The organism is Marivivens sp. LCG002, assembly GCF_030264275.1.
GTDB lineage: Bacteria > Pseudomonadota > Alphaproteobacteria > Rhodobacterales > Rhodobacteraceae > Marivivens.
Genome location: NZ_CP127165.1, coordinates 1,188,212 through 1,205,012, shown reverse-complemented (window position 1 = coordinate 1,205,012; position 16,801 = coordinate 1,188,212). Strand labels below are relative to the sequence as shown.

Sequence of the window (16,801 nt, the reverse complement as noted above, 5' to 3'; positions counted from 1 at the left end):
GGGCGATGACGGGAACGAGCATATAAATGCCGTGATCCCCCTTTCCCATCCGGTCCTTTTGCCTATCTTGCACCCAAATGCATTTAGGACTGTCCGATGACCAACGACCCTCTCGTCATATTCACGCCCTCGGGTAAACGCGGCCGCTTTGCGGTTGGAACGCCGATCCTGACGGCGGCGCGCCAACTCGGCGTCGACCTTGATTCCGTCTGCGGCGGACGCGGGATCTGCTCCAAGTGCCAGATCACGCCCTCTTACGGCGAATTTCCCAAGCACGGCGTTACGGTGCACGAGGACGCCCTCTCGGTCTGGAACGCCGTCGAAGAACGCTATGACCAGATCCGCGGGCTCAAGGAAGGGCGCCGCTTGGGATGTCAGGCCAAAGTGCAGGGCGATGTGGTGATCGACGTTCCGCCCGAAAGCCAGGTCCACCGCCAAGTGGTGCGCAAAGCCGCAGCCGCCCGCGATATCGTCATGGACCCCGCGACCAAGCTTTACTACGTCGAAGTGGCCGAACCCGATATGCACGAGCCGACGGGCGATTTCGAACGCCTGTGCCGCGCGCTCAAGGACCAATGGCAGGTCGAGGGCGTCACCGCCTCGCTCGCCGTGATGCGCAAACTTCAACCCGCATTGCGCAAGGGCGAGTGGAAAGTCACCGTGGCCCTCAACAAGGGGCACAACGACACCAATTTCCGCGTGCTCGACATTTTCCCCGGCTTTGACGAGGGCCGTATCTACGGCCTCGCCATCGACCTTGGCTCGACGACCATCGCGGCCCATCTTTGCGATCTTCGCAACGGGCTTGTCGTGGCCTCCTCGGGGATCATGAACCCGCAGATCCGCTTTGGCGAAGACCTTATGAGCCGCGTGTCCTATTCCATGATGAACCCCGGCGGGGATCAGGAAATGACGCGAGCGGTGCGCAGCGCCATCAACACGCTTACAATCGAAATCGCGAAAGAGGCCGAAATCGACGCCAAGCGCATCATGGAGACGGTATTCGTCTGCAACCCCGTGATGCACCACCTGTTGTTGGGCATCGATCCTGTCGAACTCGGCCAAGCGCCCTTTGCGCTCGCCACCTCGCACTCGGTCTCGCTCGACGCCATGGAACTCGAACTGGATGCGATCAATGCTTCGGCTCGGGTCTATGTTCTGCCGTGCATTGCGGGCCATGTGGGCGCCGATGCTGCCGCTGTGGCCCTCTCGGAAGAGCCGGGCAAATCCGAAGACCTCGTTCTCATCGTGGACGTGGGCACCAACGCCGAAATCCTTCTAGGCAACACGACACGCGTTCTGGCCTGTTCGTCGCCGACGGGCCCCGCCTTCGAAGGGGCGCAGATCAGCAGCGGCCAGCGCGCCGCGCCTGGCGCCATCGAGCGGATCGAGATCGACCCCATCACCAAAGAACCGCGCTTCCGCGTGATCGGATGCGAGCTGTGGTCGGATGAAGACGGCTTTGCCGAACAGACCAAAGCCACAGGCGTCACGGGGATTTGTGGTTCGGGTATCATCGAAGCGGTTGCCGAGATGCGCGCCGCGGGGCTTGTCGACAACAAGGGCCTCATCGGATCTGCCGAGCAGACGGGCACCGAGCGTGCCATCGCCGAGGGTCGCACCAACAGTTATCTGATCTATGACGGCACCGATGCAGGTGGCCCGCGTATCACTGTTACCCAAGGCGACATCCGCGCCATCCAGCTTGCCAAATCGGCGCTCTATGCGGGCGCGCGGCTTTTGATGGACGAAATGGGCGTGGATGTGGTGGACCGCGTGACGCTCGCAGGGGCGTTCGGCGCACATATCAGCCCCAAACACGCGATGATCCTCGGGATGATCCCCGACGTGCCGCTGGACAAGGTCACCTCTGCGGGCAACGCCGCAGGCACGGGCGCGCGCATTGCGCTCTGCTCCAATGCCGCCCGCGCCGCGATCGAAGAAACCGTCACCAAGATCACAAAGATTGAGACCGCCATCGAGCCGAAATTCCAAGAGCATTTCGTCAATGCGAACGCGATCCCCCACGCGACCGATCCCTTCCCCAACCTGAGCGGTGAGGTCACCCTGCCCCAGTTGAATTTCAACGACGGTGGCGGGGATCGGGGCGGACGTCGCCGTCGCCGCTGATCACGTCAAAAGCCGCTCCTTTCGGGGCGGCTTTTCTCTTTCGGGGCCTCTTGACGATGGGCCTTCGCGGCGATACCTGATCTTTGGAACTGCGGGTATGGTGAAAAGGTATCACGAAAGCTTCCCAAGCTTCAGTTACGGGTTCGATTCCCGTTACCCGCTCCAAACTTTCCCCCGATTACTTGCGCTTTTTCACCCGTCCCGGCGTTGTGCCGAAGCGGCGCGTGAACACCTTGGAAAAATGGTGCTTCGAGGAAAAACCGCAGGCGACGGAAACCTCCCAAAGGCTCATTTCGGTGCTGGCAAGCAGATTGCGCGCATGTTCGAGCCTGAGGTTCAGATAGAAGCGCGCGGGCGGCATTCCGAGGATATCCCCAAAGAGCCTCTCCATCTGGCGACGCGACAGCCCGACCCGCTCCGCGATATCGTCAAGCGGCATCGGGTCCTCGCGGTTTTGCTTCATCAACTCGACCATGGCCGAAAGCGCGGGATTGCTCACCTGCGCCACCGCAGCCAGTGACGAGCGCTGCGGCATATCCCGCCCGATGGTCACACGGCGCAGGCACATGTCCGAGACGACGGCGGCAAAGCGCTGGCCATGGTCAGACGCAACGATATCGAGGAAAAGATCGGTCGCAGCCGCGCCCCCGCCGCTCGTCATCACGCGATCGTCGATCTCGTATTTGTTCAGCGTCGGAGCAAGCTCGGGAAATGTTTCGATAAAGGCGGGTTGGTTTTCCCAATGAAGCGTAAACTTGCGCCCCTCCAGCACACCCGCGAAAGCCAAGGCCACCGCGCCTGTGCACAGCCCGCCGACCTGTCCGCTGTTGCGGTAATGGCCGCGCACGGCGGCCACGATCTGTTGATCCCCCGCAGCGGCGGGTTGATTGCCCGCACATACGACCAGCACGTCATCGCGCGCGGGCGGAGAAAAGGCGCTGTCGACATGGATCGCGATTCCGCTCGAACTCGACACGGGCTGGCCATCCATCGAAACGACGGTCCAGCTGTAGAGCGGTTTTTGCGAAAGCTGGTTGGCGATGCGTAGAGGCTCGACCGCCGAGGAAAAGGCAAGAAGTGTGAAGGACGGACAGAGGACAAAGACAAACCGCTTGGTCCCCTTTGCTTGAATTCCAGAGTCGAAATACGCGGCACCACTCGGCACCAAAGGCTGGCGATCCATCAAGATCACTTCTCCGCTGTTCACAGCGTTCTTAATAGCCAATCTCGACGTTGTTCACCATTGTAAAGATGAAGCCCCTGATATCACCAAAAATTTTGCGCCCCTGCGACAGCTTGCCACTTGGAAGCTTGCGTCTCGGACCCATCTGGAACCCTGCGAACACTAAATGGGGTATCAAATGTTTAAAGGACTGTTTCTCTCGCTCGTTCTCATCATCGGCGGGATGCTCGGATTGCCTGCCCTGATGCTGGCGATGGTCTAACGGAAAAGAGCGGCCCAAGTGCCGCTCTTTTGCTTTCGGGGGGATTAGGTGGGCATCCAGCCTTCATAGGTCGGATCACCGTCCTTCATCGGTAAACTCACAAGAAGCCCGCTGCGCGCCGACTGATAGACCGCGCTCACAAACTCGATCGAGCGTCGCGCCTCTGCGATATTGACGAACTCGGACTCGAGACTTCGCATTGCATTAAAGACCTGACGCGAAAATCCGACCTGCCCACCCTCTTGCTCGGGTGTTGCGGCAATCACAGCATCGACCTGATCCTGAGTGACAGGAGCACGAGCGGTAAAGGTCCAGTCCCCTTCGGCAGGCGCATAAGGATCGGAGCCGCTCTCGGCGGTGAGCCCCTCGAAGCAGAACCGCAAACGCGTCGTGTTCGTCGCGCCGCCCAAAGTCACCGAACTTGTCGCCAAAGCACCAGAGGTCATCTGGATCGCGAGCGCGGCGCAGTCCTCGACCTCGATCTCGTTCACGCGGGTGTCGACCTTGGCATAGACGTTATCGACCGCACCGAGCACAAAAGACAAAAGATCATGCATATGGATGGCATGACCGAGGATGGCGCCGCCCTGCTCACCTTTCCATGTGCCGCGCCAATCGACGGCGTAATAGACCGCATCACGGTTCCAGTGGGTCTCCATCGACGCGACAAAGGCACGCCCCGCAAGTCCGCTCTCGATGAGTGCTTTAAGACGCGCGATGCCGTTCCCGAAACGATACTGAAAGACAGGATAAACCGTGCGTCCCGTTTCCTTGGAAATGGCGATAAGACGATCCACATCGGCCACCGAATTCGACAAAGGCTTTTCGCAGATCACATCCTTGCCCGCCTGCATCGCTTTGGCAGTAAAGGAAAAATGAAGATGTGGCGGAAGACAGATATCGACCAGCTCGATATCGGGGTCGGAAAGGATCTCGTCGAAATCGGCGGTCACTCTGGTTTGGCTTTGCGGCACGACAAACGCCTCGGCCCGTGCGACATTGGTGTCGCAAATCGCCGAGACTTCGAACAGATCGGGCAGTTGAAGATAGGCATTGTAATGCTTTTGCCCGATCCCCGCACCGATGATGGCAACATTCACTTTCTTCATTGCAAGGCTCCTTCGGCCAGCATTTGGGCGCGAATGGCGATGTCCATCGCGCGGAAGGTATGGGCTTGGGTCACAGCCGTTTCGGTGCGGTTTTTGATGTCGGCGCAGATACGGGCAAAATAGGGAAGCGGCATATCGCGGCAGTCGATCACCTCGGCCCCGTCTTCGTTCGCGATCAAAAGCTGGTCGCCTTTGTTCCCGTTCGCCAGATCAATATACTTGCGCAGCTCGATATGGCCCTTGTCGCCCATGATGGTCAGCCGTCCGTCCCCCCACATAGGGAGCCCCTTGGGCGTGAACCAATCAACGCGCACATATCCGTGGCCTTTGTCGCCCTGAAGCACGAATTCGCCAAAGTCCTGCATGCCCGGATAATGCGGAAGGGTCTTGTTCGCCACGGTCGCATGTTTGATGGTCACATCGGTCGAGCCTGTGAAATGCAGGAACTGATCCACCTGATGCGAAGCGATATCGGTGATGATCCCGCCATAGCGTTTGCGCTCGAAGAACCACGCAGGACGGGTCTGAAGATTCTGTTTGTGCGGACCGAGGCCGACGGTCTGGATCACGGTGCCGATGGCCCCAGAAGCCACAAGCTCTTCGGCTTTGGCCACACAAGGCACTTGAAAACGCTCGGAAAAGTTCACGGTCCAGATACGGCCCGTCTCTTCCACGGTCTTGCGGATGTCGGCAAGCTGTTCGAGCGTCGTGCAGCCCGGTTTGTCGACCATCACATCCTTGCCCGCGCGCATCGCCTCGATTGCGAGAGCGGCGCGGTCCTCGGGAACCGCCGCAATCAGGATCATGTCGACCGTCGGATCGTCGAGGATCTCGCGGCGGTCGGCAACGCGGGTCATAGCTGGATATGTCTCGCGAAACTTCTCGGGGAGCGCCCAATCCTCGGAGGTCCACCATTTTTCGGCCGAGCAGCCCTCTTTGAGCATATTGCCGAGCATGCCGAAAATATGGCCGTGGTCGATCCCGATCGCCGCAAGTTTCAAGCCTTGTCCCGAAGACATCTACAATCCCTTTTCTACTATAACGCGCTGTCCCGTCGCGCCAGATTTAACAATTGCCTCGATCAGGGCATGAACGGCCAAGGCGCTTTGCCCGCTCGCTACGGGTGCGCATCCGCTGTCGATGCAGTCGAGAAAGTCTTTGATCACGGCCCTATGCCATGCGGAGGTAAAGGCCATGGGATCGCCCCCCGCCCCCGTCGCTTCGGCGGCGCCGATGGTCTCGGTCTCGCCGCCGTGCCATGCGAGGACAAGCTCGGCAGAGCGCAGCGTGACCGAAACATGCGCATAGTGGAGGATGATCTCTTCGGTGCGTCCCGGATAGGTTGCGGTCGAAGCAAAAATGCTCCCCATCGCGCCGTTTTCGAACCTAAGACCGGCAGTGACGAAATCTTCGGTCTCCATCTTGTGAAAGGCCGAGGTGTGACACATGGCCGTGACCTCGGACACGGGACCCGCAAACTGAAGAGCAAGGTCCATCGTGTGGATCGCCTGACTGATCAGCACGCCGCCACCGTCCCGCGCAATCGTGCCGCGTCCCGGTTCGTCGTAATAAGATTGCCCACGCCACCACGGCACAGAAATCTCGACCAACCGCAGCGGGCCGAAGTCGCGTTCGCTCAAGTGCGCCCGAAGGCGCAGCGCAGAGGGCCGCACGCGATGCTGGAGCACAATCCCCAAAGGCACGCCTTTGGCCTCGCAGAGCGAAACGAGATCACGCGCAGCAGCAAGGTCTCGTTCGACAGGTTTTTCCATAAGGATCGGGATGCCCGCCGCCGCCAATGCCTCGACATAGGGCCGTCTGACGTTTGGCGGTGTGATCAGCACGGCTGCATCGGGTTTAGCACCGATCAGATCGGCGATGTCGGAAAACACAACTGCGCCCGCAAAGTGGTCTTGATGCCGCGCCAGAAAGCGCTCGGCACTTGGCGCGCTTCGGGCAAGCACGCCCAGAAGCGTCAGGTCTTGGTGCAGCGCGGCAAAACTTTCGGCATAGGCGGAAGCCACCATGCCGCAGCCGATCAAGGCGATAGATTTAGGCCTTTGTGTCATGCCCACCCCAGTTTGATACCGCGCGCATCCAGCATCTTTTGCACATCGACGGTGCCGCCGCTTTCGATCGACATATTCGCAGCAATCCCTGTGAGGATGGACCAGCCCCCCGCCACATGATCGGACGCGCGCCCGAAACGGTCGGGCTCCATATTCTCGGGATCGAAAATATATCCAAGCATAACGGGGTCTGCGCCCCCATGATGTCCCTCTGCGGTGGGCACATCGATCTTTTGGGGGGCTTGCCCCGCGAGATGCAGCTCCGTCCAGACAGCGTCCTTGCCCGCACGTGCCCGTTCACCGCCAAAGACGCCGTGCACTTCGACATGTTTGTGGATCAGCTCGCCCTTGGTGCCCTGAAAACGGATTTCCAGACCTTCCCAAGGCGAATAGGCGGTCAGCGTGTAATTCGCACTCGCCCCCGAGGCATAGGCGATATGGGCCTGCATGGTGTCCTCGATCCCGATCTCTTCGTCAAAGACACACAAATCGCGGAAATAGCCGTCCTCGTGCTCGGCCTCGCGGTAGAGCGGACGAAGCGCGGCATCCGCGTCCATATCCAGTTCAAAGTCGCATTTATCCGCAACTTTGCAGGTGGCGCAGCGCGGACCGCGACCTTCTAGCCCGAACTCGACCGCCGTTTCTGGACGATAGAACGCGCGGCGCCCCGAGGCCGTCACTTTGGTCGGAACCGACCCCAGCCACCAGTTCAAAAGATCGAAATGATGCGTGGATTTATGCACCAAAAGACCGCCCGAGTTTTCCTTTTGGCGATGCCAGCGGCGGAAGTAATCGGCGCCGTGCACACGGTCGAGATGCCAGCGAAAATCCACGGCCGTGATCTCGCCGATCGTGCCGGACGCCAGCATCTCCTTGATCTGGGTGCGCGCGGGTGAATAGCGATAGTTGAAGGTCACGCGCACCTGACGACCCGTCCGGCGCTGCGCTTCGGTGATCTGGCGCAGCGACGAGAGGTCGATCGTCATAGGTTTTTCGCAGATCACATCGCAGCCCGCCTCGAAGGCGCGCACGATGTAATCCGCATGGAGGAAATCAGGCGTGGTCACGACCACTGTGTCGGGCTTTTGCTCTTCGATCATCTGATCGAAAGCCGACGCGTCATAGGTGGCGATCCCGTTTGTTCCTTTTTTTGCAGCGGCTTGTGCCGCAATGTTCAAGCGATGGGGGTTGCTGTCGCACATGGCGACGATTTCGTGTTTCCTAGAATAATCCTCGGAAACGGAGTCGCGGAACATCGCATGACGCGAGCCGCAGCCGACGATGGCCAGTTTCATTCTTCCAATGCCTCATGTTCGAACGGGACGCGATCACCATCGTGATCAAAGATATGGACATCACTCGGTTCAAAGCCGAAGCTGACGGTCTGTCCCATCGCGTATTTTTCCTTGCCGTTTGTCTGGACCAGAACCTTCTGACCCGAAGGCAAGGACGTATGGAGAAGGATTTCGCTTCCCAGATACTCGACCAAATCGATCTTTGCCCCGACTGTGACCGACCCTCCGTCCAGCACAAAGGCCTCGGGACGGATACATACGGTTACGCGATCGACGTTCCGCTCGAGTCCCTTGATCTCGAAACCGGAAAAATCGGCCATGGAAATGTGAATGCCGCCCGCACCCTTGGTGGCTTTGGCTTCGAACATATTGATCTTGGGCGAGCCGATGAAACCCGCGACAAAGAGATTGGCAGGACGCGTATAGAGCTCTTGCGGAGTGCCGACCTGTTCGATTGTCCCTTTGCGCAACACAACGATACGGCTGGCCATAGTCATGGCCTCGACCTGATCGTGGGTTACATAGATCATCGTGGTGCCGAGTTTGTTATAAAGCGATGCCAGCTCGACCCGCATTTGCACGCGCAACTCTGCATCAAGGTTCGAGAGAGGTTCGTCGAAGAGAAACAGCTTGGGTTCACGCACGATCGAGCGACCAATCGCGACACGCTGTTTCTGCCCGCCCGACAACTGCCGCGGCTTGCGCTCGAGAAGCGGCTCGATCTGGAGAACACGCGCGGCTTCGTTGACACGGGCGTCGATCTCGGCCTTCGGAAGCTTCATGTTCTGGAGACCGAAGGCAAGGTTCTTGCGCACCGACATATGCGGATAGAGCGCGTAGGACTGGAACACCATCGCAAGCTCGCGCTTGGAGGCGGGCAGATCGTTGACGATCTTGTCCCCGATGGTGATGGTGCCGTCCGTGATGTCCTCAAGGCCCGCGATCATACGCAGCAAGGTAGACTTGCCACAGCCAGAAGGCCCGACAAGCACCAGAAATTCACCATCGACGATGTCGAGTGTCAGGCCCTTCATGACGCTGACTGCGCCATAAGATTTGCCGACATTGCGGAGGGATAATCCTGCCATTTTCATATTTCCTTATTTCATGCCTGACGTGGCAATGCCGCGCACAATCAATTTCTGGAACGCCACAAAGAAGATGATGACAGGCACCAGAGAGAGCACGGACATCGCGAACATCTGCCCGTATTGCGACTGGCCATCCACATCGAGGAAAAGCCGGAGCGCGAGAGGCACGGTGTAAGATTTGATATCGTTGAGATAGATGAGCGGGGCGAGGAAATCCTCCCAGACCCAGATCAGCGAAAAGATCGCAGCTGTGCCCATTGCAGGCAGCGAAAGCGGAAGGATGATTACCCAGTAAATCTTGAACGGCGAACATCCGTCGATCATGGCCGCTTCGTCGAGCTCGCGCGGGAGCTGGCGGAAGAACTGCACCATCAAAAAGATGAAAAACGCATCCGATGCCAGAAAACGCGGCACAATGAGCGGCAAATAGGTATCCACCCAGCCAAGATTGAGGAAGAGCACATACTGCGGGATGAGAACCACGTGATAGGGGATCATCAGGGTCATCATCATCAGCGCGAAAAAGAGGTTCTTGCCGGTAAATTCGAGCCGCGCAAAGGCATAGGCCGCGAACGAACAGGACACGAGATTGCCGATCACCGACAGCACCGTGACAATCGTCGAGTTCGTATAGAACACCGAGAAGGACTTGGGCAGCGCGTTCCAGCCATCGATATAATTCGACCAGACGAACTCGGACGGCCAAAGACCGAGCTGGCCGAAGATCTCGTTCTCGGGCTTGACCGAGGCCGAAAACAGCCACAACAGCGGGTAAAGCATGATGAACGACAAGACGATCAGGAACGCGTGCTTCATCAGCCGAGCTTGACGGGCGCGCTTTTGCTGGACGAGACGCAGCGCATGGGCGACCTCTGCGGCCCGTTCCATTTCGGCGGTCATATCAGTCGCGGTCGTTTTCATAATGCACCCAATACTTCGAGGTCAGGAAGGAAATCGCCGTGAAGAACGCGATGATGATCAAGAGCACCCAAGCCAGTGCCGAGGCATAGCCCATTCGGAAGAACTTGAAGGCTTCGTTGAAGAGATAAACCGTGTAGAACAACAAACTGTCCGCAGGCGCCCCCGTCCCGTTCGAGATGATGAAGGCCGACGAGAAGGTCTTGAAGGCTTCGATCGTCTGCAACACGAGATTGAAGAAGATCACGGGCGCAAGAAGCGGCAGGGTGATACGGAAGAACTGGCGCGGCTTCGAGGTTCCATCGATCTCGGCAGCCTCGTAGAGATCACGCGGAATGCCGCGAAGACCTGCGAGAAAGATCAGCATCGGCGAGCCGAATTGCCACATCGCCAGAATGACCAGAGTATAAAGCGAGGTCGAAGGCTGCGAAATCCAACCGATCCCTTCAATTCCGAAGAGACCGAGAATGCCGTTGATCACGCCGTCGATCTCGAAAAGTTCGCGCCAGAGGATCGCGATTGCAATCGAAGCGCCAAGCAGCGACGGAAGATAGAAAATCGCCCGATAGACCCCGATAGAGCGAAGCCCCTTGTCCAGAAGCATCGCCACCCCGAGCGCCATGGCAAGTCGCGCAGGCACCGAAAGAAACACATAGGTAAAGGTAACGTTCAGCGCCTTCCAGAAACGGCGGTCGCGGGTGAACATGTAATCATAGTTTTTCAAGCCCACCCAGCGCGGGTCCGAGACCATGTCGTAGCGGGTGAACGACAGATAAAGCGAGGCAAGAATGGGTCCGAGAGCCAAAAGGAAAAAGCCCAGAAACCAAGGCGTCAGGAAAATATACCCCGGCGCATTTCGAGCAAGAAAACGTTTCATGACGTGCCAATCGTTAGAAAAGGGCTGACCCGAAAACTCGGATCAGCCTGCAAGGTCTTAGCGCGCGCGGTCGATGATATCCTGCGCTTCCTGAATGAAGTCGGCAGCGGCATCCTGCGCCGACATCTGGCCGAGCACGACCTCGGTTCCCACGCGCATAAAGGCGTCGCGCACTTCGCCTGCGCCTTTGGGCTGCGGAAGCGGCAGCGGGCCGACCTTGTCCTGGATCGCGTTGAAGTAATCGACCGACAGCTTTTCGGCGGGCGTAAAGCTCGGGGCCAGCGCGGCACGCACATTGGCATTTGCGGGAATACCGCGCTCCAGACCGAGAATCTGGGTGCTTTCGGGATCGTTGATCCAATTGTTCATATAGGCAATCGCCGCTTCGGGGTCCTTGGTGTCACGGGTGAGCGACATGAACATCGAAGGTTTGATGAACTGGGCGAAACCGCCACCGGGCTTGTGCGGCACCATGGCGGCGCCGATCTCGTCGGTCATCAGCGACTGGATCGCGACAAGCTGGTTCGACCAGAAGAGCGACATTGCGGTCTCGCCCGTGACGATACCCGAGTCCGACATCTTGACGTCAAGGATCACGGTCTTGTCTGCAGGAGCGACAACACCCGCATTGCGCAGATCGCTCCAATACTGCCAGTAGGAAGCAACGTCTTCGACGGTGCCGGTGATATTGCCGTCAGCGTCATAGAAATCACGGCCTTCCTGACGGGTCCAACCTTCGAGATTTTCGATGGCAAGCGAGAAGTCGTCCGCGCCGCGCGCGCCCGTTTTCGAGGTGATCTGTTCACAGGCTGCGGCAAAGTCGTCGCGGGTCCAGTTGATCACATCCGCCGAGACACCCGCCTCTTCGAAGAGCCGCTTGTTGAAGGGGATCACCTGACTGTTCGAACCGATGTTGAGCGCGTAAAGCTTGCCGTCGACCATGCCGCCCGAAAGCGGACCCTTGTCGAAGTTGGAAAGATCAAGGCCGTTGCCGATATACTCATCCAGCGGCAGAAGCGCGCCACGATAGACGTATTCAAAGAGATACCGATAGTCCATCTGGACCAGATCGGCCATGTTCTTGCCGGCCGTCTGGGTTGCCATTTTGGTCCAGTAGTCGCCCCAACCGATGGTTTCGCCCGACACTTCGATTTCGGGATGGCTCTTCTGGAAGGCTTCGATCACTTTGAACGTGCGCTCGTCACGGTTCGGGTTGCCCCACCAGAAATGGCGGATCGTGCGATCTGCGGCAAATGCAGGCATCGCAGGAAGCGCTGCGGCTGCGGCAAAGCCGCTGATCGTTCCGAGCGCGTGACGCCGAGACATCTTAGTCATTGTATTTCCTCCCTAAGTCCGGTTGTTCCCGGTGTTTTGAAAGTCGCGGCCCGCTCCACCTTTGGGCCGATCAAAGCCTCAGATGTAGGTCCTGAGGTATTCAGACAGACAGAGCATCGCCATCGCCTGCCCGTAGGGCATCGAGGTCCGCGGGATCTGTTTGTAAAAGTCGAAGTCGTGTCCCATCGCCGTGCCGAAGGACACATTGAGAAGCTCGCCTTGCGCGTTGATATTGCCGACGACGGCCTCGACCGCTTTCTCGGCAACGGGTGCGAAACTCGGGTCGAGGTATCGAAGCCGCACCGCCTTCATCAAACCATAGGCAAAGCCCGCGGTTGCCGAAGCCTCGACATAGCTGGACGGATCATCAAGGAGCGTGTGCCACATGCCCGTTTCCTGATCCTGCATGGCCTTGAGCGCCTCGGCCTGACGGCGCAGGGTCGACAAAAGATGCTTGCGGATCGGATCGCCTTCTTTGAGGCCGATCATGTCGATGAACTCGGGGATCGCGATCGTCACCCAAGAGTTGCCCCGCGCCCAAAGTGCACCCGCGAAATTGTGGTTCCCTTCGAAGGTCCAGCCGTGGAACCAAAGGCCCGTCTTGCTGTCCATAAGATATTGAATATGCGTCAGGAACTGGAACTTGGCCTCTTCGACATATTCGGGGCGATCGAGCACCAGACCGATTTTGGCAAGCGGAAGAACACTCATCATCAGCGTGTCGTCCCACATCTGGCCGGGATTGACGCTGTTATAAGTGATGTGCTGGAGCCCCCCTTCCGCGACGCGGGGCATCGTATACATCACCCATTCCGCCCATTCTTCGAGAAGAGGACGCCATTCCATCCGTTCTTCCTGCTCATAAAGACAGGCAAGCGTCAGGAACGGGGCAACCGTATTGATGTTCTTGGTCGGCGTGCCTTCTGCAAGGCGATCACGGAACCAATCGTCGATGATCGTTTTCGCGGTCAGGTCACGGGTTTGCTGATGGTATTTCCAAAGCCCGTAAAGACCGATCCCGTGGGTCCATTCCCACCCAGCCCAGCCTTTGGTGTCGATCTCGCGGCCGTCCTCCAGCTTGAGAATGAACTCGCCCGTCTCGTCCTTGATGTTGATGAGATTGTCCGCAAGGCGGTCGATCAAACCGCAAACCTCTGGGCGCGAGATAAAGTGCTCTCTCTGGCGAAGTAGCGGATGCATTGGGGTGAGGCTCCATCGATCGAAACGTTCAAAATAGTGTTTCGAATAGTTTGGACTCAACTTTCTCGATAAATCAACATATTTCTAAGCTAGTATGCCAGATTTTTAATATTGGTATTTCAATGCTTTAAGGATATACATTCAAAAAAACATGTTCTTCGTGAATTTTTTTCGGAACGGCGTTTCACTTTTTAAGGTGCGGCAAATGACGAATACTGAACACAAATCCGACAATGTCGCAGCCGTTCTCAAGGTTTTTGCGGTGCTGGAATCACTTGTCGACGATCGCCGCGCCAGCCTTGCCGAACTTGCCAGCCGTGCGATGACCTCAAAGGCGACAGCGCACCGCTTGCTCAATACGATGGTGGATCTGGGGTATGTGGAGCGCGACGAGGATACGGATCGCTATGCCCTCACTCTCAAGCTTTTCAGCCTCGGCGCGCGCTCGATCCAGGATCGCTCCGATCTTCTTTGGGCGGCGGATCACGTCATGGCCAAACTGTCGCGTTTGACAGGCGAGTCGATCAATCTCGGCATTCTGGACAACATCGACGAGAGGGTCGTCTACACGCACAAATACGACAGCCACTATAGTCTTTCGATGCAGTCGGTCTTGGGCAAGCGCAATCCGCTGCACTCGACGTCACTGGGCAAAGCGCTGCTCGCATGGCGGGACCCGAGCGAAATCGAAGATCGTATGTCCAGAATGGCGTTCGAGGTCTCTGCGCCCAATACGATCCGAACGCCCGATCAACTCAGAGAGTCGCTCAGACGCGCGCGCGAGCTTGGCTATGCCGAGGAAATCGAGGAAAGCGAAGCCGGGGTGCGCTGTCTTGCGGTCCCGATCTTCGATCATCTGGGACGGACAATCGCCGCAATGTCGATTGCCTTTCCGCTCTTTCGCTTCAGCGAAGAGAAAAAGCCCGCCTTGGTGCAAACACTCAAGGATCTCGGGCTCGAGGCATCGATGTCTCTTGGTTTTACGCCGAACATCCGCGACCGCAAACTCGGCAGCAGATAGAAAAGCCGCCCCTTTCGGGGGCGGCTTCCACAGTCTCAGAGACCGCTTTTCTGGAGATACCCGACCAATTGCGCGGTGGAGCCGTCTTTGCCTGTGGCCGGTTCTTTGCCTTCGACAATCGGCTGGAGCGCAGTGGCGAGCTCTTTGCCAAGCTCCACCCCCCATTGATCATAGGAATTGATCCCGAGGATCACACCTTCGACAAAAACACGATGCTCGTAGAGCGCAATGATCTGCCCAAGGGTAAAGGGATCAAGCTTGGGGTAAGCAATGGTGACAGAGGGGCGATTGCCGCTGAACACGCGGTGACGGGCCTGACGGTCCAATTCATCGCCTTCGAACTTGTCTTTGACCTTGGCGGTTGCCTCGGCAAGATCGCGTCCCTTCATCAGGGCCTCGGATTGCGCAAGACAGTTGGCGACCAAGAGCTGGTGCTGGTGGTGCAAGGCATCATCATGCCCGCGAGCCGCCACAAGGAATTCGCAGGGGATGACCCGCGTGCCTTGGTGGATCAACTGGTAGAAAGCGTGCTGCCCGTTGGTGCCGGGTTCGCCCCAAACCACAGGACCCGAGTTGAACGGCAAGTCCTTGCCGTCCATGCTCACGCCTTTGCCGTTGCTCTCCATCTCAAGCTGTTGGAGATAGGCGGGAAGCCGCGCCAGACGGTTGTCATAAGGCAGCACAGCGCGCGTCGCATAGCCTGCGATCTGGTTGTGCCAGATACCGACGAGAGCGAGGAGCGCAGGTAGGTTTTCGTGCCATGAGGCAGCGCGGAAATGGGTGTCCATTGCCTGACCGCCGCGTAAAAACGCATGGAAAGCGTCCTTGCCGATGGCGATCATCAGCGCAAGACCGATCGGCCCCCACATGGAATAGCGGCCACCGACCCAATCCTCGAACCCGAACACGCGCTCGGCGGCAATGCCGAAGGCTGCGGTTTTGTCGCCCGCCGTGGAAAGCGCCGCAAACTGGGCGGCGGGGTCTTTGACCGTCTCGCTCATCCATGCCTTGGCAGTGCGGGCGTTGGTCATGGTCTCGATGGTGGTAAAAGTCTTAGAGGCGACGATCACCAAAGTGGTTTCGGGGTTACAACCTGCCAGCACCTCGGAAATATCGGCGGGGTCCACGTTCGAGACGAAATGGCAACGCGGTCCGTCATGATAGGGCGAGAGCGCAATCGTCGCCATTTTCGGCCCGAGATCAGATCCACCGATCCCGATGTTGACCACATCCGTGATCTTGCCGCCCTGCCCTGTGTATGCGCCAGAGCGCACGGCTTCGGCAAAGGCACCCATGCGGTCCAGCGTCGCGAGGACTTCGGGCATCACGTCCTGACCATCGACCAGAACAGGCGCGCCATCCAAATTGCGAAGCGCGGTATGAAGCACGGCGCGGCCTTCGGTTTCGTTGATTTTGGCCCCATTGAACATCGCTTCACGCTTTTCGGCGACTTTGGCGGTGTCCAGAAGTTGGATCAAAAGACCGAGGCCTTCTTCGTCGATATTCGTCTTGGAATAATCGAGCAGCATGTCGCCTGCCTGCGCGGAGAACCGACCTGCGCGGGAGGCGTCGAAGAGAGACAGGATCTTACGGTCTTTGACCGAGGCGTAGTGGGAGAGGAGTATATCGAACATCTTATTTTTCAGCCCAGTGCACGGTGGCACCTTGGAGGATTGCAGCAACAGGAGCGTCGGTGGGATCAAGCTTTTGCGCGGCCTCGAGCGCCGCGCGTTTTTCGGCCCCCGTGATCACGATATGGCGGTTGATCGCGCCGTTCAAAACATGCGCCGAAAGGGTGATCCGCGGCTCGGGCGCACCCGGGGCGCGCATCGGATAGAGGATCTCCTCGCCCGTCAAAGCCTCTTGCAGACGGTCCGCCCCCGGGAAGATCGAGGCGGTGTGCATATCCGCCCCCATTCCGAGGAGACACACAGTCAAAGGCAGATGCGGCGCGATACCCGCCGAAAGCGCGGGAAGTTCGTCCTCCGCGCTTCCCCCTTCGGCGAAAAGCGGCAGGAGCCTCGCTGCCGAGGCACGCCCCGTCAGCAAGCGGTTCTTCAAAAGACGCGTGTTCGAACGGTCCGAAGTCTCGGGGACCCAGCGCTCGTCGGTCAGCATCACATTCACACGCGACCAATCCAGATCGGCGGCACAAAGAACGTCGAATATGGGTCCGGGGGTCGTGCCGCCCGGAACCGCTAAAGTCACCGTCTCTTCGTGATCGAGAGCGGCCGTCAGTTCACCTGCGATGATGTTCGCAAGGTCGATCATCATCATTTCGACATCGGGGTATTCTACGAATTGCATCGGC

14 protein-coding genes and 1 tRNA gene are annotated in these 16,801 nt (G+C 58.4%); 3 read left to right on the top strand and 12 right to left on the bottom strand.

Annotated elements, in window-relative coordinates:
* Positions 1-96: 96 nt before the first annotated feature.
* Both QQG91_RS06070 and QQG91_RS06065 read left to right on the top strand, forming a co-directional pair.
* Positions 97-2,130, top strand: coding sequence for an ASKHA domain-containing protein (locus QQG91_RS06070; RefSeq protein ID WP_285772075.1), 2,034 nt, complete (start codon positions 97-99; stop codon positions 2,128-2,130).
* A 91-nt stretch (positions 2,131-2,221) separates the two neighbouring features.
* Positions 2,222-2,295 (top strand) — tRNA-Gly (locus QQG91_RS06065).
* 13 nt (positions 2,296-2,308) lie between these two features.
* On the opposite strand, the gene QQG91_RS06060 is transcribed toward QQG91_RS06065, so the two are convergent.
* From QQG91_RS06060 to bglB, 10 genes are all read right to left on the bottom strand, one after another.
* Positions 2,309-3,355 (bottom strand): GlxA family transcriptional regulator, encoded by a 1,047-nt coding sequence (locus QQG91_RS06060; RefSeq protein WP_285772074.1) that lies wholly within the window; start codon positions 3,353-3,355, stop codon positions 2,309-2,311.
* Positions 3,356-3,619: 264 nt separating this feature from the next.
* On the bottom strand, positions 3,620-4,684 hold the full coding sequence (locus QQG91_RS06055) for a Gfo/Idh/MocA family protein (RefSeq protein ID WP_285772073.1): 1,065 nt from the start codon (positions 4,682-4,684) through the stop codon (positions 3,620-3,622).
* Positions 4,681-5,703, bottom strand: coding sequence for a Gfo/Idh/MocA family protein (locus QQG91_RS06050; RefSeq protein ID WP_285772072.1), 1,023 nt, complete (start codon positions 5,701-5,703; stop codon positions 4,681-4,683). The genes QQG91_RS06055 and QQG91_RS06050 overlap by 4 nt, the downstream gene beginning before the upstream one ends.
* The gene (locus tag QQG91_RS06045; protein ID WP_285772071.1) at positions 5,704-6,753 is read right to left on the bottom strand and encodes a Gfo/Idh/MocA family protein; all 1,050 of its coding nucleotides are present in this window, start codon (positions 6,751-6,753) and stop codon (positions 5,704-5,706) included. It lies immediately after the preceding gene.
* Positions 6,750-8,048, bottom strand: a complete 1,299-nt coding sequence (locus tag QQG91_RS06040; RefSeq protein WP_285772070.1) for a Gfo/Idh/MocA family protein — start codon at positions 8,046-8,048, stop codon at positions 6,750-6,752. The genes QQG91_RS06045 and QQG91_RS06040 overlap by 4 nt, the downstream gene beginning before the upstream one ends.
* Positions 8,045-9,136: an ABC transporter ATP-binding protein gene (locus QQG91_RS06035; protein ID WP_285772069.1), complete on the bottom strand. Its 1,092-nt coding sequence runs from the start codon at positions 9,134-9,136 to the stop codon at positions 8,045-8,047. Before QQG91_RS06035 ends, QQG91_RS06040 begins: the two co-directional genes overlap by 4 nt.
* 12 nt (positions 9,137-9,148) lie before the next feature.
* The gene (locus tag QQG91_RS06030) at positions 9,149-10,060 is read right to left on the bottom strand and encodes a carbohydrate ABC transporter permease (protein WP_285772068.1); all 912 of its coding nucleotides are present in this window, start codon (positions 10,058-10,060) and stop codon (positions 9,149-9,151) included.
* On the bottom strand, positions 10,041-10,934 hold the full coding sequence (locus QQG91_RS06025; protein WP_285772067.1) for a carbohydrate ABC transporter permease: 894 nt from the start codon (positions 10,932-10,934) through the stop codon (positions 10,041-10,043). Before QQG91_RS06025 ends, QQG91_RS06030 begins: the two co-directional genes overlap by 20 nt.
* 57 nt (positions 10,935-10,991) lie before the next feature.
* Positions 10,992-12,269 carry an ABC transporter substrate-binding protein gene (locus tag QQG91_RS06020; RefSeq protein ID WP_285772066.1) on the bottom strand — a complete coding sequence of 426 codons (1,278 nt, stop codon included), beginning with the start codon at positions 12,267-12,269 and terminating at the stop codon, positions 10,992-10,994.
* A gap of 78 nt (positions 12,270-12,347) precedes the next feature.
* Positions 12,348-13,469 carry a beta-galactosidase BglB gene (gene bglB, locus QQG91_RS06015; RefSeq protein ID WP_285772065.1) on the bottom strand — a complete coding sequence of 374 codons (1,122 nt, stop codon included), beginning with the start codon at positions 13,467-13,469 and terminating at the stop codon, positions 12,348-12,350.
* 205 nt (positions 13,470-13,674) lie between these two features.
* On the opposite strand from bglB, the gene kdgR reads away from it, so the two are divergent.
* A complete protein-coding gene (gene kdgR / locus QQG91_RS06010) occupies positions 13,675-14,490 on the top strand; it encodes a DNA-binding transcriptional regulator KdgR (protein ID WP_285772064.1) in 816 nt (271 codons plus the stop codon).
* Positions 14,491-14,525: 35 nt separating this feature from the next.
* On the opposite strand, the gene pgi is transcribed toward kdgR, so the two are convergent.
* Positions 14,526-16,124, bottom strand: a complete 1,599-nt coding sequence (gene pgi / locus QQG91_RS06005) for a glucose-6-phosphate isomerase (RefSeq protein ID WP_285772063.1) — start codon at positions 16,122-16,124, stop codon at positions 14,526-14,528.
* A 1-nt stretch (position 16,125) separates the two neighbouring features.
* The gene (pgl, locus tag QQG91_RS06000; RefSeq protein WP_285772062.1) at positions 16,126-16,797 is read right to left on the bottom strand and encodes a 6-phosphogluconolactonase; all 672 of its coding nucleotides are present in this window, start codon (positions 16,795-16,797) and stop codon (positions 16,126-16,128) included.
* Positions 16,798-16,801 lie beyond the last annotated feature (4 nt).